This is a genomic window from Nonomuraea sp. NPDC049028 (assembly GCF_043197735.1).
In the GTDB taxonomy this organism is placed as follows: Bacteria; Actinomycetota; Actinomycetes; order Streptosporangiales; family Streptosporangiaceae; genus Nonomuraea.
In genome coordinates, this window is sequence record NZ_JBICTR010000002.1 from 103,149 (window position 1) to 125,526 (window position 22,378).

19 protein-coding genes are annotated in these 22,378 nt (G+C 70.0%); 10 read left to right on the forward strand and 9 right to left on the reverse strand.

Going from position 1 to position 22,378, the window contains the following annotated elements:
- Positions 1-20: 20 nt before the first annotated feature.
- Positions 21-944 carry a hypothetical protein gene (locus tag ACGFJ2_RS06780; protein WP_393465529.1) on the forward strand — a complete coding sequence of 308 codons (924 nt, stop codon included), beginning with the start codon at positions 21-23 and terminating at the stop codon, positions 942-944.
- Positions 945-1,006: 62 nt separating this feature from the next.
- Here ACGFJ2_RS06780 and ACGFJ2_RS06785 read toward each other — a convergent pair whose 3' ends face one another.
- Entirely contained in the window at positions 1,007-1,489 is a 483-nt protein-coding gene (locus ACGFJ2_RS06785; protein WP_357949449.1) for a hypothetical protein, read from the reverse strand.
- Between the two features lie 167 nt (positions 1,490-1,656).
- On the opposite strand from ACGFJ2_RS06785, the gene ACGFJ2_RS06790 reads away from it, so the two are divergent.
- The 4 genes from ACGFJ2_RS06790 to ACGFJ2_RS06805 all read left to right on the forward strand — a co-directional run bounded on the left by ACGFJ2_RS06790 (position 1,657) and on the right by ACGFJ2_RS06805 (position 7,514).
- Entirely contained in the window at positions 1,657-4,956 is a 3,300-nt protein-coding gene (locus tag ACGFJ2_RS06790; RefSeq protein WP_393465532.1) for an ATP-binding protein, read from the forward strand.
- Between the two features lie 40 nt (positions 4,957-4,996).
- Positions 4,997-5,686, forward strand: coding sequence for a hypothetical protein (locus tag ACGFJ2_RS06795; RefSeq protein ID WP_393465534.1), 690 nt, complete (start codon positions 4,997-4,999; stop codon positions 5,684-5,686).
- A complete protein-coding gene (locus ACGFJ2_RS06800) occupies positions 5,686-6,261 on the forward strand; it encodes an XRE family transcriptional regulator (protein WP_357949459.1) in 576 nt (191 codons plus the stop codon). Before ACGFJ2_RS06795 ends, ACGFJ2_RS06800 begins: the two co-directional genes overlap by 1 nt.
- Positions 6,262-6,905: 644 nt before the next feature.
- A complete protein-coding gene (locus ACGFJ2_RS06805; protein ID WP_393465537.1) occupies positions 6,906-7,514 on the forward strand; it encodes a hypothetical protein in 609 nt (202 codons plus the stop codon).
- Positions 7,515-7,569: 55 nt separating this feature from the next.
- Here the strand turns inward: ACGFJ2_RS06805 and ACGFJ2_RS06810 are convergent, their stop codons facing one another.
- The 3 genes from ACGFJ2_RS06810 to ACGFJ2_RS06820 all read right to left on the reverse strand — a co-directional run bounded on the left by ACGFJ2_RS06810 (position 7,570) and on the right by ACGFJ2_RS06820 (position 11,136).
- Positions 7,570-9,057, reverse strand: a complete 1,488-nt coding sequence (locus ACGFJ2_RS06810; RefSeq protein WP_393465540.1) for an AAA family ATPase — start codon at positions 9,055-9,057, stop codon at positions 7,570-7,572.
- A gap of 319 nt (positions 9,058-9,376) precedes the next feature.
- Entirely contained in the window at positions 9,377-10,027 is a 651-nt protein-coding gene (locus ACGFJ2_RS06815; protein WP_357941512.1) for a response regulator transcription factor, read from the reverse strand.
- The gene (locus ACGFJ2_RS06820) at positions 10,024-11,136 is read right to left on the reverse strand and encodes a sensor histidine kinase (RefSeq protein WP_393465543.1); all 1,113 of its coding nucleotides are present in this window, start codon (positions 11,134-11,136) and stop codon (positions 10,024-10,026) included. The genes ACGFJ2_RS06815 and ACGFJ2_RS06820 overlap by 4 nt, the downstream gene beginning before the upstream one ends.
- A gap of 93 nt (positions 11,137-11,229) precedes the next feature.
- Here ACGFJ2_RS06820 and ggt point away from each other — a divergent pair, with 93 nt between their 5' ends.
- Positions 11,230-12,999, forward strand: coding sequence for a gamma-glutamyltransferase (gene ggt, locus ACGFJ2_RS06825; protein WP_357941516.1), 1,770 nt, complete (start codon positions 11,230-11,232; stop codon positions 12,997-12,999).
- Here the strand turns inward: ggt and ACGFJ2_RS06830 are convergent.
- Together ACGFJ2_RS06830 and ACGFJ2_RS06835 are read right to left on the reverse strand one after the other, a co-directional pair.
- Positions 12,996-14,450 (reverse strand): flavin-containing monooxygenase, encoded by a 1,455-nt coding sequence (locus tag ACGFJ2_RS06830; RefSeq protein ID WP_393465546.1) that lies wholly within the window; start codon positions 14,448-14,450, stop codon positions 12,996-12,998. The two genes, ggt and ACGFJ2_RS06830, sit on opposite strands and share 4 nt — an antisense overlap.
- Positions 14,451-14,611: 161 nt before the next feature.
- Complete coding sequence (locus ACGFJ2_RS06835) at positions 14,612-14,782, reverse strand: hypothetical protein (RefSeq protein ID WP_357941520.1); 171 nt, start codon at positions 14,780-14,782, stop codon at positions 14,612-14,614.
- A gap of 105 nt (positions 14,783-14,887) precedes the next feature.
- Here ACGFJ2_RS06835 and ACGFJ2_RS06840 point away from each other — a divergent pair, with 105 nt between their 5' ends.
- Together ACGFJ2_RS06840 and ACGFJ2_RS06845 are read left to right on the forward strand one after the other, a co-directional pair.
- Positions 14,888-15,673 (forward strand): SURF1 family protein, encoded by a 786-nt coding sequence (locus ACGFJ2_RS06840; protein ID WP_357941522.1) that lies wholly within the window; start codon positions 14,888-14,890, stop codon positions 15,671-15,673.
- A 2-nt stretch (positions 15,674-15,675) separates the two neighbouring features.
- Complete coding sequence (locus ACGFJ2_RS06845; RefSeq protein WP_357941524.1) at positions 15,676-15,987, forward strand: DUF3817 domain-containing protein; 312 nt, start codon at positions 15,676-15,678, stop codon at positions 15,985-15,987.
- Between the two features lie 36 nt (positions 15,988-16,023).
- Here ACGFJ2_RS06845 and ACGFJ2_RS06850 read toward each other — a convergent pair whose 3' ends face one another.
- From ACGFJ2_RS06850 to ACGFJ2_RS06860, 3 genes are all read right to left on the reverse strand, one after another.
- Positions 16,024-16,215 carry a hypothetical protein gene (locus ACGFJ2_RS06850; protein WP_357941526.1) on the reverse strand — a complete coding sequence of 64 codons (192 nt, stop codon included), beginning with the start codon at positions 16,213-16,215 and terminating at the stop codon, positions 16,024-16,026.
- A 116-nt stretch (positions 16,216-16,331) separates the two neighbouring features.
- Positions 16,332-17,435 carry a protein kinase gene (locus tag ACGFJ2_RS06855; protein WP_358206024.1) on the reverse strand — a complete coding sequence of 368 codons (1,104 nt, stop codon included), beginning with the start codon at positions 17,433-17,435 and terminating at the stop codon, positions 16,332-16,334.
- A 44-nt stretch (positions 17,436-17,479) separates the two neighbouring features.
- On the reverse strand, positions 17,480-18,334 hold the full coding sequence (locus tag ACGFJ2_RS06860) for an arylamine N-acetyltransferase (protein ID WP_393465552.1): 855 nt from the start codon (positions 18,332-18,334) through the stop codon (positions 17,480-17,482).
- A 72-nt stretch (positions 18,335-18,406) separates the two neighbouring features.
- On the opposite strand from ACGFJ2_RS06860, the gene ACGFJ2_RS06865 reads away from it, so the two are divergent.
- Both ACGFJ2_RS06865 and ACGFJ2_RS06870 read left to right on the forward strand, forming a co-directional pair.
- Positions 18,407-19,090 (forward strand): response regulator transcription factor, encoded by a 684-nt coding sequence (locus ACGFJ2_RS06865; RefSeq protein ID WP_357941532.1) that lies wholly within the window; start codon positions 18,407-18,409, stop codon positions 19,088-19,090.
- Positions 19,087-22,371, forward strand: a complete 3,285-nt coding sequence (locus tag ACGFJ2_RS06870) for a DUF4153 domain-containing protein (RefSeq protein WP_393465555.1) — start codon at positions 19,087-19,089, stop codon at positions 22,369-22,371. The genes ACGFJ2_RS06865 and ACGFJ2_RS06870 overlap by 4 nt, the downstream gene beginning before the upstream one ends.
- Positions 22,372-22,378: the final 7 nt, after the last annotated feature.

The window sequence follows — 22,378 nt, forward strand, 5'->3', positions numbered from 1 at the left end:
GGGGAGAGGGCAACAGGAAAATGACCGAGCAGACATTCACCGTGGAGCCGGGATCGGGGACGAAGCTCCTCACCGCCGATGGATTCCTCACGCTGCTGTTCGCATGGGCCGATGAGAATCTCAACACCATCGCGAAGTTCTGGGCCATGCCCGGGGAGGGATGGGAGGACTCGCTGAGGACCGCCCTGTCGACCTATGTCGAGGGCAAGCATCCGTGGGCCGATCTGGGAGCCCCGCAGACTCGCGCCGTCTACGAGACCAAGAAGCCGAAGCCCAAGCAGGCTGACTTCGTCCTCAACGGCACCGTGGCCGACTCCAGCTCGGACAAGGTCATCGTCGAGGTGAAGACCCAGTCGCTGGGCCGGCTCAAGGACTTCAAGAACGACTTCGAGGCCGACGTCGCCAAACTCGACGAGGTGGACGAGGACCACACCGACTGCGCCCGCCTGGCCTTCGGCGTCTTCTTCACCTCGGACTGGACCCAGTCGACGAACGAGAAAGGGAAGACCGTCCCCGCGGAGAACGCAAAGGTATCGACCAGCTTCACCGAATGGCTTGACGATTACGATCACGTCTATTTCTCGCAGACGTACGAGCCGATCAGGCGCGCCGCGGGAACGCAGACCGATGAGCAGAAAAAGAAGGCCGGGGCGATTTACCGGAAGAAGAAGAGCGCGACCGGCGTGAAATCGCCTGCGGGCGCGGTCGAGCTGGAGGAATGGGACGTCCACGAGCTCGGCATCGTCTACAAACTGCTGCCCTCGAAGAAGGACGTGCAGGAGGCTCTTGAGCGGGCTCGCCAGGAAGCCGAGCGGGCGCGGCAGGAGGCCGAGCGGGCGCGGCAGGACGACGAGGAGTCCTCTGACAGCATCTTCGAGACGCCGTCGAGCAAGCGCAAGAGGGGCAATACGTCTGGTGGCTCGACCAAGAAGCAGAAAACGTAAGCCTGTCGGCGTGGTGAAGGCCCTGCCTCGGGACCACGGCAGGGCCTTCACGTTCGGTCGGGTTACAGCCCGGTCACTCTGAACCTGAGGTTGTATTCGTAGTAGCTGTCATGGGTGCCGGAGATGATGCCCCCGACGATGACGGACTGACCGGTGGAGAGCCCGGCGCAGGTGGAGCCGTACACGATGTACGTGCCGAGGTTGAAACCCGACTTGACGATCGGCGGCTGGACCTCGCGCAGGTTGAAGGCCAACGACGAGGTGCTGCTGAGGTTGACGCTCGCGTAGTCGAAGTCCACAGGGTCGGCGTCGCTGCCGGCGTTCATGTTGACCCAGCTGCTGGGGAACAGTCTCGATCCGACCTCGAGCCTGAGCTCGTCCTTGCCGTCGACCTCGTCCACGGCGGACGCGTCGAGGTCGTAGAACGCGACCGAGCAGTTCGCGGCCAAGGTGGTCGCGCCGGCGGGCGAGGCCGTGGCCAGCACTGCCGGAACGGCCAGGCCCGCCGCCAAGGCGAGCGCGGGGATCAGCTTCTGAGAGCGCATGCTGCTTCTCCTTTGATGAGGATCGCGCCTCGTGGTGAAACGCGGCATCAGAGTGGGGCAGGCAGCGTGAGCACATCGTTAGAGCGCTGGTCAGTGGCACAGTGCACGTTCCGGGCACGCCTTTTTCCGCAGTCACGCGGCGGGGACGCGCCTACCCTCCTGTGGCTATGGGAGACTCGCTGACCCTGCTGCTGCTCGGTCCGCCTGAGCTGGCCGTCGGAGCGCGGCCGGTGGGCATCCGCTCCGCCAAGACCCGCGCCCTGCTCTGCTACCTCGCCACCACGCCGGGCCCGCGCCCGCGCTCCGAGCTGGCCGCGCTGCTGTGGGGCGAGCGGCCGGACGCCAACGCCCGCGGCAGTCTGCGCCTGGCGCTGTCGGAGCTGCGCAAGGAGGTGGGCGGGTGGCTGGACATCACCCGCGACCACGTACGGTTCCGCCCCGGCGGCTGCTACGTGGACCACGGACGCTTGGCCGAGACGGCGACCGTGGCAGAGGCATTGCGGTTGTGGCGGGGCGACTTCATGGACGGGGTGTGGTTCTGCGACGCCCCGGCCTTCGGCGGATGGCTGGAGTCGGAGCGCGGGCGGGCCCGGCTGCGGCTGCGCGAGCTGCTGCTGCGCTCCGGCTCCGCGCCACCGGCCGATCTCGTACGGCTGGCGCGCCTGGTGGCCGGGCTGGACCCGTACGACGAGGAGGCGCACCGCCTGCTGATGGCCGCCCTGGCCGCGGCGGGCAACCGGGCGGCGGCCCTGGCCTGCTACGACGACCTGCGGCTGCGGCTGGCCGACGACCTGGGCGTCGACCCCGCGCCGGAGACCGCGGCGGCCAGGCGGCGCCTGCTCACCCAGCGGACGGTCGTCCGGCGCGCGCCCCTGCCGGTTCCCGGTACGGAGCTGTTCGGCCGGGAGGCGGAGCTGGGGCGCCTGCGTACACTGCTGGCCGCCGAACGCCTGGTCACCCTGCTGGGCCCGGGCGGCGTCGGCAAGACCCGCCTGGCCATCGCCGCCGCCTCGGACTCGGCCCGTTTCGTCTCCTTTGCCGGGGTACGCCCGGAAGCGGCCGTCACTACACTCGCCCGCCGCCTCGGCGTGGACCTCACGCCGCAGCGCCCCGCCCTGGACCTGCTCCTGGCGGCGCTGGCCCGGCAGGAGGTCCTGCTGGTGCTGGACAACCTCGAGCACCTGCCCGCCTTTGACGCGGTCATCGGGCGCATCCTGCGTACGGCCCCGGGCGTGCGGGTCCTGGCGACGAGCAGGCGGCGGCTCGATCTGCCCGGTCAGGTGACGTACGAGGTGGCGGGCCTGCCGGGGCCGGCGGCCGAGGCCCTGTTCGCGGCCAGGGCGGCGCGGACGCAACCGGCGTTCGACGCCGACCGGGACGCCGCCGCCGTGGCCGCGATCTGCGCCGCCACAGGCGGTCTGCCATTGGCCATCGAGCTGGCGGCCGGGCTGCTGCGGGCCGTCCCACCCGCCGAGCTGGGCCGCCACCTCGGCGTGGACTCCGGCCTGCTGTCGGCCGGGGGACCGGCGGCCCGGTCGCGGCACGCCTGCATGCGTACGGTGTTCGAGACCTCCTGGCGGCTCCTCGACCCGGCCGGGCAGAAGGCGCTGGCGGCGCTGGCGGTGTTCGGCGGCGGCTGCACCCTGCCCGCGGCGCTGGAGGTGGCCAGGACCGGGCCGCACGTGCTGGTCCGGCTGGTCGACCAGAGCATGATCGAGCTCACCCCGGCCGGACGGTACGTCATCCATCCGCTCATCCAGCAGTTCGCCGCCGCGCACTTGTCGCCGGGCGAGCGGCGGGCGGCGCGGGAGCGGCACGCCGCGTACTTCTCGCGCCTGCTCGACCGGCACGCCGCCGCCCTGCAGGATGCCTCGGACGCGGAGGTGACCCGCGTGCTGGGGGCGGAGATGGACAACATCCGGCTGGCCTGGGCGGTGTCCGGGGAGCCCGGGTTCCTGGACAACTATTGGGTGTTGTGCCTGCGGCTGCGGCTGTATGAGGAGTCGGGGGCCGTCGTACGGCTGCATCTCGCCCGTACGCCCGAGGCTCCCCGCCTGCGGGCGCGATGGTTGCGGATGGCGTGCGTGAGCGAGCATCAGCTGGCCCGGGAGCGGGAGGCGTACCGGCTGGTCAGGGCGGCACTCGACACGGTAGGCAGGCCGCTGCCGGCCTCCCGGCCCGGCCTGGTCGCCGCCATTCTGACGGCCGCCGCGCGCCAGGTCCTCCATCGGGTCCTGCCGGTGCCCCGATCCGAGCGGGACGCCGAGGTGGCGCAGGCATTGACGTTCCTGGCCCGGCTGGCCTACCACCAGCAGGACGTGCCAACGATGCTGGCGGTCTCGTTGCGCCAGCTCAACGCCGCCGACCGTACCTCCGCCCCGGACCTGCGCGCGGAGGCGTACGCGAACTTCGCCACCATCGCCCGCGTCGCCGGCCGCCACCGCCTGGCCCATCGCTACGGCGCGCTCGCCGACAGGGCCCTGACCGGCATCGCGCATCCCACGGAGCCTGCCAGCCGCGCCCGCCTGGCCCGGGGCCTGGACCAGCTCTCGGCGGGGGAGTTCGAGGCGGCCCAGGGGTCGTTCGCCGAGTGCCGGGCCAGGACACTGGACCCCCGGGTGGCCGAGAACTGCGCGGGCATGCTCGCGGAGACGGCGCTCTGGCGGGGCGACTTCGAGCAGGCCGCGAACCTGTACGCCGCCACGGCGGAACAGGCGGCGAGCCGGGTCGGCGGCGACATCGGCCGCCACTGGTGCCTGACGGGCCAGGCCGAGGCCCTGCTGCGGATCGAGGGGGCCAGCCTCGATCGGGTCGCCGAGGTGCTGGCGGCGGCCCGCGCCTCGACCGAACGCCGCCGCGCCCACGAGCAGCGCCTCGGCCTGCGGGACGGCGCGGTCATGCCGGTGATCCAGGAGCTGCGCCTGCTCACGGCCTCGGCCCGCCTGATCGCGGCTCGTTCGATGGCGGATGGCCGGCGAGAGGTTCTCGCGGTCGGTCTGATGGCGGACGGTCGGCGAGAGGTTCTCACGGTCCGTCTGATGGCGGACGGCCCGCGTGAGGCGCTCGCGGTCCCTCTGATGGCGGACGGCCCGCGGGAGGCGCTGGCTCGGGCGCTGGATCTGGCCGCCCGCCTGCCGAAGGCCCAGCGCGGCATGCTGGAGTGCTGGTCGGGGTTGGCCGAGCTGCTCTGCCATATGTCCCCGGACCCGGACCCCGCGACGGCCCGCAGGCTCTACCGCCACCTCGCCGAGTACCAGGCCCGCCATCCGGGAGCCGCCGCCCGCATCGGCTGGGCTCGCGCGCTCGTCCTGGCCGCCGCGGGCGAACGGCGGGCGGCGGCGAAGGCCGCGGAGCAGGCGGTACGGGCGGCAGAACGCCTGTCGGCACCGTACGACCTGCGCCGCGCCCAGGAGGTGGCCATTCGGCTCGCACCGGCCAGACGCGATACTCACCATCGTTCGTTATAATGAACGTAAAGTTCGCCAATCTTTCCTAATGAGGGTTGTCATGCAAGTCCCCGCCTACTACGCGGACACGTACGAAGAGCAGGCCCATACCCAGGTCACCGCCATAGGTGAGCGCGACGGCGCCCCATGGGTAGCGGTCGAGCGCTGTCTGTTCCATCCGCAGGGCGGGGGCCAGCCCGCCGATCGCGGGTGGATAGACGGCCACGAGATCGCCCCGTTCCGGGACCACGACTCCGGGCTGGTCGTGGCCATGGCCTCCGGCGAAGCCACGCTGCCGCTCTTCTCGCTCGGGCAGTCGGTCGAGGTCCGCATCGACCTTCCGTCGCGCATCGCGCATGCCGCGCTGCACACGGCCGGCCACCTGATCGAGGCGGCCGGACGGGCGCAGGGCTGGGTGCTGGCCGCGAACAACCACTTCCCCGGCCAGGCCAGGATCGAGTTCACCGCACCGCGGCCCGACGCCCGCCTGGAGACCCCCGAGGGCCGGGAGGACGCCACCGAGGCGCTGCGGACGGAGGTCGCCAAGGCCATCGCACAGGACCTGCCCGTGACCTGGGAGAACGACGCCGAGGGGCGCCGTATCGTGCACCTGGCCGAACTGCACTCGGCTCCGTGCGGGGGAACCCACGTACACAGCCTCGGCGACCTCGCCGACGTCGTGCTGCCCACGCTGAAGGTCAAGAAGGGCCGGATCCGCGTCTCCTACAGCGCCGCCCACCGGGAACGCTGATGGCACCTTCATCCGGCGACCGCCGGCCCGCCAGCAGCACGGCCATCGCGGTCGGGGCGCAGATCCGCCACCGCCGTGAGCAGCGCGGCATGAGCAGTGCCGAGCTGGCCCGCCGGGCGGGTCTGAGCAAGGCGACGCTGTCGCAGCTGGAGGCCGGGCGGGGCAACCCGACCATTGAGACCCTCGACGCGCTCGCGATCGCCCTGCGCATCCCGCTGACCGACCTCCTGGCGCGCGACACCGACCCGGGGCCGGTGTTCGTACCGGGCACCGACCTGGCCGCCGGCGAAGTGGGACGCGAGCTGCTGCGCCGGATCAGCAGCGGCAACAGCCTGGAGATCTGGCGGCTGCGCATGCCGCCCGGTACGCACTTGGACGGCGTACCGCACGCGACCGGCACCATCGAGCACCTGCTCGTCTCCTCCGGCCACCTCACCGCCGGACCCGCCGACGCCCCCACCGACCTGCACCCCGGTGACCTGCTCGCTTTCGCGGGAGACGTCCCGCACATCTACCGCACCGGCCCTGAGGCGGCCGACGTCACCGTCGTCATCGCCTCGCCCATCATCAGCTGAAAGACACGCATGAACATGAGCGTGACTGTCCCCGCCTCACCCCAGCGCATGTTCACCAGCGACAACACCGCCGGCGCCTGCCGGAGATCGTCCAAGCCGTCACCGCCGCGGTCATCGGCCAATCTTGGACTCTTGGCCGTCCTGGGCCAGCCCTCCACCGTCCTGGGCGGGACGGGACTCTCGGGAGTGCTCACGCGATCGGCGATAGCGTGCAGCAGCCTCTTTTCCCTCTGCTCCACGCGGTAACTCGAGCCAGCACATCGCTTGGCCGACGCTGATGCCGCATTTCGTGGTCAGGTAGTCGACGAACCGGCAACGTCCGCAGGCCGTTGAGGAGCCGGTGCGGCCGGCCTCTGAATCGCTCTTCTTCACACGTGAATTCGGCCGCGTCGGCGGTGACGAGCCCTTTCTGATCTGGTGGCACATCGATCACATCCTGTTCAGTGGACGCTGTCAGAAGGAAGTGGATTCCGACTGAACGCACTCAGAGGGCAGGGTGTAGTCGAGTAACTGGTAATTCACTGCGGAATGAGACCGTGCAGGTGATCGGCTGGCTTTGTCCGCAACGCCTTCACGTCCCTGCCATCGGCGGCCACCGGTAGCCGACAGACAGTATTCGCAGAAAATTCACAGAAAGCAGGAACATGAAATTTAGGAACGTCTCGCGCAAGTTCGGCATGGCTTTGGCGGCGGGGGCCGTCGTACTGATGGCGGCGCCCGCGGCGAGCGCCGACACGACCCCCACTCCCGCTAGGGAGGTCGGCACGTTCAAAAATCTAGCCGACTACGTGAAACAGCGCGACGCCGCCCGCGACGGCGCGAGTACCCTGAGGCCCTCATGTGGGGAGGGTGTGATGAGGCTCAAGGCCAACGACCGTCTTGTCAGCGCCGAACTCGAATACACGGGATCCTCTTGGGGCATGCTCCGCGCTCGGGCGACCACCTCCGGTCCATGGGAGAGGTTCAGAGTCTGCTATGACGGAACGTCCGACACCATCTATTCGGTGGGTGCCCAGCGTTATGTGAGCGCCGAGGTGGAATACACGGGCGCCAATTCCGGCATGCTACGGGCGCGCGCGACCTCCGTCGGACCATGGGAGAGGTTCCGTCTCCAGTGCGGGTCCATCTTCTGCTCCATGAGGTCTCTCGCCAACGACAAACTCGTGGCTGCCGAGGTGGAATACACGGGCGCCAATTTCGGCATGCTGCGGGCGCGCTCGACGACCACCGGGGATTGGGAGCTGTTCTACTGATCGCCTGGTCATGGCCTGGGCGATGACCAGGCGGCCCGAGATACGGCTGCACCCATCAAACCCGCAGAAGGCTGACTTGGCGGCCGGACGGGGTGGTCGCCTCTTCGAAACCGCCGCGTTCCTTCCAGGCCGGGGCTTCGGGGCGCCGGTCGAAGATCACCAGCACGCCGGTGGTGAGGGTGAGGCGGTCCAGGTATCGGTCGAGCTGTGCGAGGCCGTCGGGCATGGGGTCGTTTTCGCCGGTTCGCCAGACCTTCAGCTCCATGGCTTCCCGTTGCACCTGCCGTTCGCCTTCGGGGCCGGTGTAGGGCCAGCGGACGAGCACGTCCAGGCGCTTGGTGCCTGCGGCGTACTCCCGGTCGAGGTGGCCTCCGCCGTTGACCAGGCGGTGCAGGAAGGCCATGAGGATGATCTGGCAGGCGGCCTCGTGGTAGCCCTCCTGCCGGATGAGGACTTCGCCGTGTTCGCGCCAGAACGCGACGAACTCCTGCAGCAGGCGCGGCAGGTCGAAACGGCCGTCCGGCAGCACGAAACTGTGCGGATCGGCCATCACGTACGATTCCGACGGGGCACCCAGCACCCGCAGGATGACCTCCCGATAGATCGGGTTCGCCACCTCCAGCAGGGCTTTCTGCTTGACCAGGCCCAGATCGCGGACGTAGGACAGGTCGTCGTCGAAGGTGGAGTCGACGTCGGGGAAGTCCCCGGCCAGGATGGGCTCGATCACCCGCTTGACCCGCGGCTCCCGCAGCCGGGCGACCAGCGAGTCCAGATGCATGACCCGCTTTCGGATCAACCGCTCCTTGGCATCTTCCACCTGACCGGCGGTGATGGTAATGGTCTTCCCCATCTGGAGGATGGTCTCAAAGGCGAGGGCGTTGACCAGCCACGGTTGTCCCTGGGTCAGCTCGAAGACCCGGTCTACCGCGTCTTTGGTGAACTCCTGGCCGGTCGCCTGTGTGTGCTGGTCGTACAGCTCGGCGATCTCGTCGGCGGTGAAGTCGCCCAGGCGCAGCGACTCGGTGATGATGTTGAACGGGCTGGCCGGGTTGGACCGGCCGGGTTCGCCGCCCGAGGCGACCTTGTAGTCACGCACGTCACGCAACCCGCACAGCGCCACGGATGTGGGGAACGGCTGGCCCTCTGGCCGTGCGTTGTGACCGTCGCGGAGCTGGCTGAGGATGCTGACCATGCTGTTGCCCTGCAGGGCGTCGATCTCATCGAGGAACAGCACCACCCGGCGCGGGCAGCGGCGGCACCACTCGCTCAGCGCCGCACCGAACCGGGTGCCCGCCGGGTCCTGCGGCCAGTGATCCGGCGGCAGCAGTTGCTCTGGCCATCCCGAGCGCGCGGCGGCTTCGCGGAGGGACTTCAGCAGGATCGACTCCGCCCAGGCTACGTCGTCGCCAGCCGCCTTGGCGCGCTCGCAGGAGAGCATCAGGGCGGCGGTGTCGCCTTCGGCGGTCAGCTCGGCCGCCAGGGTGCGCAGCGCGGTCGTCTTGCCGGTCTGGCGGGGCGCGTGCAGCACGAAGTAACGGTCCATCTCGATGAGTACCCGTGCCTCGGGGAGCCGTGGCGTGGGGGGCAGCATGTAATGGCGTCGCGGGTCGCACGGGCCAGTGGTATTGAAGGATCTCGCTCGGGGTGGCCGCATGGTCACATTCTGCCATCACCCAGTCACTCGCGTCCGGTCAGTCGGAACCATGTCAGTGGGTCGGTGACGGTGATGTGCTCCAGGTGGTGGATGAGCACGTCGATCGGGGGCGATGGCACGCGAATGCCCGCAGCTGTCCCACCCCCTGAGAACGCTTCGGCCCCGGACCCGGCTAAGGGGCGGTAGCCCAGGCGAAGGCCGTGCCTGTCTATAGCCAGCCGGGTTTTACCAGGCCGGATTCGTAGGCGATGACGACGAGTTGGGCGCGGTCTCGGGCGTGGAGTTTCATCATGGCTCGGCTGACGTGGGTCTTCGCCGTCGCGGGGGACATGAAGAGGTCCGCGGCGATCTCGTCGTTCGTCTTTCCGGTGCCTACCAGTGACAGGACTTCGCGTTCGCGGTCCGTCAGTTGGTCCAGGTGGTGGTTGGTGGTCGAGGGTTCCTTGGCGCGGGTGGCGTACTCGGCGATCAGGCGGCGGGTGACGCTGGGGGACAGGAGGGCTTCGCCGGCCGCGACCACGCGGACCGCCTGGATGAGCTCCGCCGGCTCCGTGTCCTTGACGAGGAAGCCGCTGGCGCCGCCGCGCAGGGCCTCGAAGACGTACTCGTCCAGTTCGAACGTGGTCAGGATGATGACGCGCGGGCCCGGTGGCATCTGGCGGGTGGCGGCCAGGCCGTCGGTGCCGGGCATGCGGATGTCCATGAGCACCACGTCCGGCTCGTGCTCGCGGGACAGGCGTACCGCCTCGGCGCCGTCGGCGGCCTCCGCGACCACCGTCATGTCGGGCTGGGCATCCAGCAGGGCCTTGAAGCCCGCCCGGACGAGAGCCTGGTCGTCGGCCAGTACGAGCTTGATCACGAGGTCTCCTCGGGGAGGGGCAGTGTGGCCTCGACCTGGAAGCCGTTGCCTGCGGGGCCGGCGGTCAGGGTGCCGCCGAGGGCTGAGGCGCGTTCGCGCATGCCGGGGATGCCGTTGCCGCTGCCTGCCTCGGTCAGTACGGCCGGTTTCGTCGCGCCCGTGTCCGTGACCAGGATGCCCAGCGCGCCTGTGCCGTACTCGAGCCGGACCGTCACCCGGGATCCGGGCGCGTGGCGGGCGGCGTTCGTGAGGGCCTCCTGGATGATCCGGTACGCGGCGCGTTCGAGCTGCGGCGGCAGCGGCCGGGAGCCGACGCGTTTGAGCGTCACGTCCAGGCCGGAGCGTGTCACGAGTTCGTCGAGGCGGTCCAGCCCGGCCGTGGGGGAGCGGGGGGCTCCTTCGCGCAGCACGTTGAGGACTGAGCGCATCTCGCCGAGAACCTCCTTGGAGGCGGACTTGATGGTGGTCAGGGCGGTACGGGCCTGCTCGGGCTGATCGTCCATGAGATGCAGGGCGGTGGACGCCTGGACGTGGATCAGCGAGATGTTGTGCGCCAGCACGTCGTGCAGCTCCTGCGCCATCGTCAGCCGCTCCTCGCTGGCCTGTCGCCTCGACTCCTCCTCGACGACCCGCTGGTGCTCGGCGCGCCGCTCGCTGCGGATCCTGACCAGCTCGGCGATCACCATGAACAGCAGGATGAACGCGGTGATCGCCAGCGTGTGGAAGATCCAAAGGGTCTGGTTGGCCACCAAATAGGCATAAATCAGGAAAACGGCGAGCGTGACCCCCGAGAGAATCCACGCGACCAGCCGCCGCCCGCTGACGACGAGCGACCCGAGCATGTACACCGGCGCCAGAAAAACCGGCCCATACGGATAGCCAACCACCACATACGCATATGTCGCCAAAAGCGTGATGGCAGTCGAAAGAACGGGAAATTTCCGGCGGGCCACGATCGCCACCGGCCCCACCAGCAGCAACACGTACGCCAGCGAATCCAGCGGCGCCCTGAACCCCTGCTGCCCCCAGGCCGCCCCCTGCGACAGCACCACCTGGATCACCGCGACGACCAAAGCGATGTAGACGTCGTTTCCCGGCTTCTTTCGCACCCCCCAACGCTAGGCCACCCGCTTGACCTGCGCATCATCCTCCCGCCGCAGGGGGCCCTACCACGATGGGCGTACCTGGGCCAAGGTGGATACATGCGCCGAGTGATCGTTCCTGCAGCAGCAGCAATCCTCATCTCGCTGGTGTCCACCCCCGCGCTGGCATCCACGCCAACGCTTGTGTCCACCCCAGCGCCGGCCGCCACCCCCACACCGCAGCAGAAGGCCCCCGTCGCCGAGGGGTACGGCGGTGCGGTCGCCACGGTGGACTTCGACGCCAGCAAGGCCGCCATCGCCGTACTCAAGCAGGGCGGCAACGCCATGGACGCGGCCGTCGCCGCCGGCGCGGTGCTCGGCGTGACCGAGCCCTATTCCTCGGGTCTGACCGGCGGCGGCTTCATGGTCTACTACGACGCCCGCAGCCGCAGGGTGGTCACGCTGGACGGCCGCGAGACCGCCCCGAAGGCCATGACCGCCACCACGCTGGAGGGCATCCCGTTCGACGAGGGTGTCACCAGCGGCCTGTCGGCCGGCATCCCCGGCACGCTCGCGCAGTGGGATGTGGCCCTGCGGAAGTACGGCACGCTCTCGCTGAAGCAGGCGCTCCAGCCCGCCATCGAGGTGGCCTCCAAGGGCTTCGTCGTCGACCAGACCTTCTACGACCAGACCGCCGCGAACCTCGCCCGCTTCAAGGACATCACCTCCACCGCCAAGCTCTACCTCCCGAACGGCGCCCCGCCGCCCGTCGGCTCCGTCTTCAAGAACCCCGAACTCGCCGCCACCTACCGTGAGCTGGGCAAACGCGGAATCGGCTGGCTGTACGACGGGCAGCTCGGCAAAGAGATCGTCGCCACGGTCAAGCAGCCGCCCGTCACCCCCGGCGCCACCCGCAACGTACGGCCGGGCCTGATGGAGCTGTCCGACCTGCGCGCCTACCGGGTGCTCCAGCGCGACCCCACGCGCGTGGACTACAACGGCATGCAGGTGTACGGCATGGCGCCCCCCTCCTCCGGCGGCTCGACCGTGGGCGAGGCGCTCAACATCCTGGAGTCCCTGCCGAGCGTGGGCCTGCACGAATACCTGGAGGCCTCCCGTCTGGCCTTCGCCGACCGCAACAAGTACGTCGGCGACATCCCGAACGTGCCGCTCAAGGAGCTGCTGTCCGACGGCTTCGCCAAGGAACGCGCCTGCCTGATCGGCGACAAGGCGATGCCCAACCCCGCTCCCCCCGGCAACCCCGACGGCAGCTATGAGGCGTGCGCCACCCCGGCGGGCACGGCCACGGCGACCACCGACGAAGGCCCCGAGACGACCCACATGACCATCACCGACCGGTGGGGCAACGTGGTCGCCTACAACCTGACGATCGAGTCCACCGGCGGCAACGGCATCGTGGTCCCGGGGCGCGGGGTGCTGCTCAACAACGAGCTCACGGACTTCACCTTCGGCCCCGCCCCCGGTGACCCGAACCTGCCGGCCCCCGGCAAGCGCCCGCGCTCGTCGATGGCGCCGACGCTGATCTTCGCCCATGGCCGGCCGCTGCTGGCGGCCGGTTCGCCGGGCGGCTCGACGATCATCACGACCGTGCTGCAGATCCTGGTCAACCGCTTCGAGCTGGGCATGAGCCTGCCCGACGCGGTCGCCGCGCCGCGGGCCACGCAGCGCAACACCGAGCAGACGCTGGCCGAGCAGGCCTTCCTCGACAAGTACCGGGCCGAGCTGGAGGCGCGCGGGCACAAGCTCGCGCTGACCACGGAGATCGGCGCGGCCACCGCGCTGGAGTTCCTGGGCCGGGGCAAGGTGCAGGCGGTCGCCGAGCCGGTCCGGCGGGGCGGCGGCAGCGCCCTCGTGGTGAAACCCGGCTAGTAGATCAGTTCGTACGCGCCGGGCTTCATCTTCCGGGTACGCGCCCAGTACTCGAAGGTGAAGCCCGGCCACAGCGTCCGGTTCACCCCGTGCTCGTCCAGGTACCAGGACCGGCAGCCGCCCGCGTTCCACACCAGCGGGTCGAGCCGTTCGCGCAGCCGCCGGTTGAACGCCCGCTGCCGTCCCGGCTTGACGTCGATGGCCCTGGCCTGGGTCTTGGAGAGCAGCCGCAGGCAGTCCATCACGTAGCGGACCTGCGACTCGATCATGAAGACGACCGAGTTGTGGCCGAGGCCGGTGTTCGGGCCGAGGAGGAAGAACAGGTTCGGGAACCCGGCGGTGGAGATGCCGTAATAGGTCTCGATACCGTCCTGCCAGGCGTCCTGGATTTTCAGCCCGTCGCGGCCCACGATCCGCTGCCGCTGGAGCGCCTCGGTCACCTTGAACCCGGTGCCGTAGACGATCACGTCCACCTCGTGCTCGACCCCGGCGGCGTCGACGATCGAGTGCTCCCTGATCTCGGCGATCCCGTCGGTGACCAGCGAGACGTTCGGCCGGGTCAGCGCCGGATAGTAGTCGCTGGACAGCAGGATGCGCTTGCAGCCGATCGTGTAGTCGGGCGTCAGCCGCTCACGCAGCTCCGGGTCGGGGATCTGCCTCTCCAGGTGCTTGAGCGCCGCTTGCTCGGACGCCTTCATCAGTTTCGGGTCGACGGTGAAGCCCAGCGCCCTGGTCTCCAGCAGCCAGTAGATGGCGTTGCGGACCGTCCTGGCGGCGCCCGGCAACCGCATGAGCCGCTGTGCCCAGGGCGAGAAGCCGAAGTCCGGCTTGGGGTGGATCCAGGGTGGTGTGCGCTGGAACACGGTGAGTCGCGCCGCGCGTTCGGCGATCCGCGGCACGAACTGGATGGCCGAGGCCCCGGTGCCGATGACCGCGACGCGCTTGCCGGTCAGATCGACCGAGTGGTCCCACTCGGCGGAGTGGAAAGCCGCCCCCGCAAAAACCTCACGTCCCGAAATTTCGGGGAATGAGGGTATGTGCAGGGCGCCGATGCCCGACACCACGGCATTCGTCCGCAGGGTCTCGCCGTCGTCCGTGGTCACCGCCCACCGGCGGTCGACGTCGTCGTACTCCAGCGCGACGACGCGCTTGCCGTACCGGAAATGCGGGGTGATGCCATGCTTCTCGCCGCACGCCCGCAGGTAGTCCCAGATCTCCTCCTGCGGGGAGAACATCCGCGACCAGCCGGGATTGAGGTCGAACGAGTAGGAGTACATGGGCGACGGCACGTCGCACGCGCAGCCGGGATAGGTGTTGTCGCGCCAGGTGCCGCCCAGGTCGGCGGCCTTCTCCAGGATGACGAAGTCGTGGTAGCCGGCGGCCTTGAGCTTGATCGCCATGCCGATCCCGGCGAAGCCCGAACCGATGATCACTATTCCTGGCTCGTCCACTGCTCCTCCGCTTTATTAGACGACTTGTCCAATGTAATGAGAGCGTCCGGGTCCGTCCAGGGTGACCCATATCACACCGACTGGTCGGTATGTTACCTGCCCTCAAGGCACACGAAAAGCGCCGAGAGCGGGTGGCCGTCGGCGCTCTGAAGTGCGCGGGGTTAGCGCAGGAGCAGGAAGGCCGCGACGCCGATGATCACGACGACGGCGATCACCGCGACGATCGGCAGAATGGGGGACTTCTTGCTCGGCGCCGCCTCCTGCTCGGACCGCTGCGCGAACGCGCGGAACTGCTGAGTGTTGCCGGCAGGGTCGATATGCTGGTCAGACATGCCCAGCAGCTTAGCGTGATCGTCTGGTGCGCTTGCCGCTTTTGGTGTGATCTGTGGACATGGGCTGATTAGGGGACCGGCCTAGTGGCCGGATAGCTTTGAAGCATGCTCCGGACCCTGTTCTCCCCACGCGTGGTGGGGTTGCACCTGCTGACGATCGGGGTCCTCATCGCGTTCATCCTGCTCGGCCGCTGGCAGCTCGGCGTGTTCCAGGATTCCGGTAAGCCGCACGCGGACACCGATCCCGCCGCCGTCGGCGTCGCCACGCTGTCCCAGGTGGGCGCGCAGCTGACCGGGCCCGCAGTGGGCCGCAAGGTCTCGGCGGAGGGCGTCTACGACGCGCCGCGCCAGTTGCTCGTGGCCGACCGGCCGGCCGACGTCGACGCGCCCGGCGGCAACGTCTCGCGCGACGAGGGCTACTGGGTCCTCACGCCGCTCCGGCTGGACGACGGCACGCTGGTGCCGGTCGTTCGCGGCTGGGTGGCCAAGGCCGGCGATCCGGCGGCGGCCGTGCCCGGTGGCAAGGTCGCGGTGACCGGGCGGCTGCGCCCGTCGCAGGGCACCGACAGCGTTCAGCGCCGCACCGAGGGGCTACCCGCGGGGCAGGTGCAGACGGTGTCCACCGGTGAGCTGATCAACCTGTGGAGCGGGCAGAAGGTGCGCAACGGCTATGTCGTCGCCCAGCCCGCCTCGGGGCCGCTGACGCCGGTGAAGGTCCGGCCGCCGGTCGTCGGCGGGGAGTTGACTTGGCGTAATCTCGCTTATGCCGCCAACTGGTGGATCTTCGCGGGGTTCGCCGTGTTCATGTGGTTCCACTTCGTACGCGACGCCGTGCGAGCGGATCGTGATCGGGACAGTGGCAAGTCCCCTGAGATGGTTCTGGAAGGTTAACGGTGGAATCGGCTCTGAAGCCCTTCCGGGTGCTCGCCTACATCGTCGGCGTGATGCTGCTCGTGCTCTGCGTGGCCATGGTGCTGCGCTACGGCTTCGGCATCGTGGGCCTGTCGAAGATCGTGGCGCCCATCCACGGCTTCCTCTACATGATCTACCTGATCACGGTGATGAACCTGGGGATGAAGGCGCGCTGGAGCTGGCCGTACATGCTGGGCATCATGCTCGGCGGCACGGTGCCGTTCCTGTCGTTCTACATCGAACGCCGGGTGACGAGCCGGGTGCACACGGCCCTGGCCGCGGCGGCGGCCTGAGGCCCCGCCGCGCACCCGGCCCGGGTCGGGCTGGGTTCAGCTGCCGATGCCGCGTCTGCGGGCTCGCTTGAGCCGCTCGCGCTGCGACGGGTCGAGCATCAGGTAACCGACCACCGGGGCGGCGACCACGCCGAGGACGACCAGCAGGGTGAGCCAGCCGGGCAAGAAGATCAGCGAGAGCAGAACCGCGGCGCCTGCGCCGATGGCGTACTTCTGGACTGGTGACATCCTCAACTTCCTCCGTACGCGGAGCGCGCGCCCCGCCTCTCCCATTGTGCGTCTTGAGTCCAACGAGTGGACCACTCCAGTGGTTCCATTCGCGATATGTCTTAAAGATTCGTATCTCAAAACAGGTCCGCGACGGCCTTAAGGTCCTTGCGGAGCGCGTCCGGCCCCGGCCGGTGCGCCGGGAACCCCGACAGCAGGCGGAACAGGACCGGCGCCAGCGCGCCCGCCTTGGCCAGCGGGGCGCCGGGCGCGGGCGGATGCCCCTCGACGGCCGCGAACAGCGTGGCGCCCAGCGACCACAGGTCCGCCGCCGGTCCTGGCACGCGTTCTGGCGCCGTGTAGGCCGGGATCGTCGCCGGCATAACGGGCGCGTGCGACACCGGCGCGGGCAGGGGAGTGGTGGCCAGCGTGGCCCGGCCGGCCGTGTCGATCAGGACGTTGCCCGGCTGTACACCGCCGTGATGCGAGCCCCGGGCGTGCAGGTCGGCAAGCTGGTCGAGTACGGCCAGCCCGATCTCGGCCACCCGGGCGGGTGGCAGCGGCCCGGCCGTGGCGAGGACGTGCCCGAGCGTCTGCTCCACGGCGAGCCGGTCGAGCATCCCGGCCACCACGTCGACCGGCGGCGGTCCGGAGGGCTCCAGCATGGCCCTGACCAGCCATCGGAAGGCGTCGGTGCTTTCCGCGGGGGCCCGCCCCGGCGGTCTGCCCTCGACGGCGAAGTGCAGCGTCGCGGCCATCGACCACATGTCGGCGGCCGGCCGCATGCCCAGCCCCGGCAGCCCGAACCCGGTGAGCACCGCCCGGCCCGTCGAGGTGAGCAGCACGTTGCCCGGATTGACCCGCCCGTGCACGATCCCCGTGTCATGAGCGGTCCGCAACGCCGACAGCAGGCACACGCCCACCCGGGCGGCCTGCTGCACGGGCAAGGGGTGCCGCGAGTCCACGGTCTGCTCCAGCGAGGTGCCGGAGACGAACTCCATCACCAGCCACGGCTCGCCGTCCTCCACCACCACGTCGAGAACCGGTACGACGGAGGCATGCCGGAGCCCGGCGGCCCGCCGCGCGTCCTGCAGCGCGGATCCGCGTAACTCGGCGGGCACACGTAGCTCCCTGACCGCGACGTCACGATGTTCTACCTCGTCGAACGCCAGTCGTACGGAACCCGCGCCCAAAGGGTTCAGCAGCCGGTAGCGACCGGCGAGCTTCTTGGTCTCTCCCATCCCGAGGTGCACGATATCGCCACGTTCTATGGCAAAGCCATGGGCTAGGCGTGGGTTCCCGACAGCCACTTTTCATGCGCGTCGTGAACCTTCCCGAACAGGGCTTCTTTCTCTTCTTGACTGACGTCGTCCAGGTGCAATCCGAACACGTCGGACAACGCGGAGTAGTAGTCACGAGCCGTGTGGAGGGTGATGGAATGGGCGCCGTTGCCCACGCGCGACAAGGCGAGCCCGCGGAGGAGGTCCACGCCGGAAGCGTCCCGCCGGGCGACCGTCGCGACCCGCACGAAACCCGACTCCCGCGACGTCGACAGGTGATGATGCATCGCAGTAAAAGCTGACATGTCGGTTGAGGCGGGGTCGAAGTCCATGCCCGGGAACGAGCCGCTCGGGTCGTGGTCGAACCGCCAGCCTCCCGGCGCGACCTCGGAACGCCGCAGGCCGTACGAGAAGGGCCCCTGCCGGTAGACGCCCGCGACCAGCGGGAGCGGCTCGTGCAGCGCGTCGCCCAGCCCGAGGTCGGCCAGCCACTCGCCGCCCGGATTGTCGTCGGACGGCAGCCCGCGCACGGTGAGCACCAGGTGGTTGGCGGTGATGCCGGGCGCGCCGTTGGGGACCTGCACGCCGCCCACGTGCCTGGTCACGTCGTAGCCGAGCGTCATGAGCAGCAGGGAGAACGCGCCGTTCAGGTGGTAGCAGTAGCCGCCGCGGCCGCGGATGATCCGCCCGGCCGACTCAACGGGATCGACCGTGGTGGGACGGCCGAGCCAGATCTCCAGCGCCTCGTACGGGACCCGCTCGATGTGCGCGACGTGCAGCCGGCGCAGGTTCTCGGCCGTGGGCGGGGCGGTCAGCAGGTCGGGAAGCCCGAGGCGGCGCAGGTATCCGTCCGTGTTCACCGGCTCAGTCTGCACCGGATATGCACAGATTGGGGAGTGCCGTCTGCACAGCCCCCTTCTAGGCTTTCGTCCGTGGCAGAGCAGCGACGCATCCTCCTGGTCGAGGACGACGAGACCATCGCCCTGGCCGTACGGAACCGGCTGGCGGCCGAGGGGTTCGACGTCAGGGTGGCGGGGGACGGGGAGACGGCCCTGACCGAGTACGGAAGGGCGGAGCCCGATCTGGTGATCCTGGACCGGCTGCTGCCGGGACTCGACGGGCTGGAGGTGTGCCGCCGGATGCAGGCGGCCCGGCCGGTGCCGGTGCTCATGCTGACCGCGCTCGGTGAGGAGACCGACGTGCTGGTCGGGCTCGGGGTGGGCGCGGACGACTACCTGGCCAAGCCGTTCAGCATGCGAGAGCTGGTGGCCCGGATCCACGCGCTGCTGCGCCGGGTCGAGCGGGCCCTTCAGCTCGCCTCCGAGGACACGGTGATCAGGGTGGGCGAGGTGGAGATCGACACCGCGGCCCGCCGGGTGTTCGTCCGCGGCGCCGAGGCGCAGCTCACCAGGACGGAGTTCGACCTGCTGCGCCGCCTGGCCGAACGGCCCGGCCAGGTCTTCGAGCGCGACCGGCTGCTGTCGGACGTGTGGGGCTTCTCCGAGGCCGCCGCGACCAGGACCGTGGACAGCCACGTACGCGCGTTACGCCGCAAGCTCGGCTCCGGCGTCGTCCGTACGGTGCACGGCGTCGGCTACGCGCTGGTCCGCCGATGAGACAGCCGCTGGACTTCCTCGGCCGCATCAAGGTCAAGCTCGGCCTGGTGATCGTGCTGGCCGTGGGCACCGCCTTCCTGGTCAACGAGGTCGGCATCAACTCCGGCCTGTCCCGGCCCATCCGGATCGTGGTCGCGCTGATCCTCGCCCTGATCATGGTGCAGGTGCTCGCCATGGGCATGACCAAGCCGCTGCGCCAGATGGCCAGGGCCGCCCAGACCATCGCCAAGGGCCGCTACACGCTGCGCGTCCGCGCCACCTCGCGCGACGAGGTCGGGGAGCTGGCCAGGGCGTTCAACGCGATGGCGGCCGACCTCGGCGAGGTCGACCGGCAACGGCGCGAGCTCGTCGCGAACGTCAGCCACGAGCTGCGCACCCCCATCACCGGCCTGCGCGCCGTCCTGGAGAACGTCGTGGACGGCGTCTCCGCGGCCGACCCGGTCACCATGAAGACCGCGCTCGCCCAGACCGAACGGCTCGGCCGGCTCGTGGCGCAACTGCTCGACCTGTCACGGCTCGACTCGGGCGTACGCCTCATGGAACCGGAGGCGGTCGAGCTCGCGCCGCTGCTGGAGCAGGCCGTGCGCGAGGCCGCGCTGGCGCGGGAGGATGTCCGGCTCACCCCGGCGGCCCCCGCCGACCTCGTCGTACGCGCCGACCCCGACCTGCTCGCCCAGGTCCTGGCGAACCTGCTCGACAACGCGGTACGCCACAGCCCTCCCGGAGGCTCGGTCACCGTGACGGGCGCGCCCGACGGGGACGGGGTCCGCATCACCATCGCCGACCAGGGGCCGGGGATCCCCGCCTCGGCTCACGGGCGGGTGTTCGAGCGCTTCTCCCGGCTGGACGCGGGGCGGACGGCGGACGGCGGGGGTGCCGGGCTGGGGCTGGCGATCGTGAAGGAGATCGTCGAACTGCACGGCGGTTCGATCCGCATCGACGACTGCGCGGGGTGCCGCATGATCGTCGATCTACCAGGGAGGACCATCATGGCGGATACGCCATTAGAACCCGTTTCGGGGGCCGACGAAGGGGTGGCGCCCGTTACGGCGGGCGATGCCTTACTCGAGGGCGGGGTGCCGGAGGCACTCGAGGGCGGGGTGCCGGAGGCTCGTGTGGCGCCGGCCGTCGGTGTGGTTGAGCCGGGTCTGTCTGAGGTGAAGGCCGCGGGGGATGCGGAGGCCACGCCGGAGACCGAGACGGCGGGGCAGGCGGTGCTCGCGGCTACGTCGGCTTCGTCGGCTCAGGAGCCGGAGTCGCCGGTGTCGTCGGTCCCACCGGTCCCGTCGGCCCAGCCGGTCCCAGCGGCTTTGTCGGACTCGTTGGCGCAGCTGGTCGCGCTGGCTCAGCCGGTGGTTCCGGGTCAGCCGATGGTCTCGGGTCAGCCGGTCGCTCTGGCTCCGGCGGGGGGTTTGTCGGGGGCTTCGCCGTCGTCGGCGCGGGCGGCCATGTCGGCGGTGCCGGTGTCCGCTGGGCGGCTTGCGCGGATGGTCGGGGGAGGAGTCATCGGGTTGCTTCTCGGGTTCCTGGCCGGGCTGTTCGGGGCCGTGTTCGTCAGTGTGGCGACGGGCAGCGATACGGCCGCGCTCATCACGCTCGTGCTGGTCACCGCGCTCATCGGGGGTGTCGGGGTGTCTCTGGGGGCGGGCACCGGGCGACGGGCTGCCGGTGCATTGCCGTACCAGCCCGCTCAGGGTCGGCTGCCGGGCCAGCCGTACCAGGGGCCGGGGCAGCCTGGTCCGCAGGTGCATGGGCCGCAAGTGCCTGGTCCGCAGGTGCATGGGCCGCAGTCCCCGCCTCCGCCGTACGTCCCGCCGCCGCTCTTCCCACGTCCGGACCTGCCCGAGACGCCGCGCTGGCTGCTGCCGGCGGCGGCGGGGGCCGGCGTGTTCACGGCCGTGGCGTTGCCGGACGCGCAGGTGGGGCTGGGCATCGTCCTGGTCACGATGGTGCTGGGCGCCGCGGCGCTGCCCGCGGTGCTGCGGCGGATCACGCCGTGGACGGTGCTGTTCGGCCTGACCGCCTACTGGCTGATCGCGATGGCCGCCGTACGGGACGCCGACTGGCTGGTCGGGATCCTGTTCATGGCCGGGTGCGGGCTGCTGGCGCTGGCCGTCTCCGGGGCGGGGTTCGGCTGGCTGGGCGTGATCAGGGGCGGCGTGTCGGTGCTGCTCGCGCTGGGGCCGGTGCCGTGGTTCCTGGCCAAGCCGCTGAAGCGGCTGACCGCCAAGCGGCGCATCCTGCCCATGGTCGCGGCGCTGGGCATCACGGCGGTGTTGCTGGTGGTGTTCGGCCTGCTGTTCGCCTCGGCCGACGCCGTGTTCGCCACCTACCTGGAGCGCCTGACCGCGACCCCGGACTGGGCCGAGTCGGTGCCGCTGCGGATCTTCCTGTTCGTGGTCGGGGCCGTGCTGCTGGCCGCCGTGGTGCTGGTCGCGCTGCGGCCCGTGGTGGATCCGGTCGGGCCCGAGGTCAAGTTCAGCGTCTCCAGGAGCGTCTGGGTGGTGCCGCTGACCGCGGTGAACCTGCTGTTCGCGGCGTTCGTGGCAGTACAGATCACCGTGCTGTTCGGCGGCGACTCCTGGGTGCTGAAGACCGCCGGCCTCACCTACGCCGAGTACGCCCGGCAGGGCTTCTTCCAGCTCGTCGTCGTCAGCGTGTTCGTGCTGTGCATCGTCGCCGTCGTGGCCGGCCTGCTCCGGACCGAGCGGCGCGAACGCTGGCTGCTGGCCGGCCAGCTCGGCGTGCTCTGCGCTCTCACCATGGTCGTGCTGGCCTCCGCGCTGCACCGTATGGACCTCTACACCGAGGCGTACGGCCTGTCCCGGCTGCGCCTGTCGGTGCAGGCCACGGTGTGGTGGCTGGGCGCGCTGTTCGCCCTGGTCATACTGGCGGGCGCGGCCCGGCTGGCCGGTCGCGGCTCCGGCTGGCTGCCCCGCACGGTCGTGCTGGTCACCGGGCTCGGACTGGGCGCGTTCGCGATCGTCAACCCGGACTTCCAGGTGGCCCGGACACAGGTGGTGGTACGCGGGCCGGCCAAGCTGGACGCGGACTACCTGGGCGACCTCGGCGCGGAAGCCGTACCGGCCCTGGACCGGCTCCCGGAGCCGCAACGCAGCTGCGTACTGACCGACGTGATCAAGACCAACGGCCTGAACCAGCCGGACGCGTGGAACGGCTGGAACCTGGCCAGGTCGCAGGCCCGCGAACTGCTCGCCAAGCATCCGGTCGCCACCACGACCACGGGCTGCGACCGCCCGGAGCTCCGGATCTCCGACTGACGGCCGG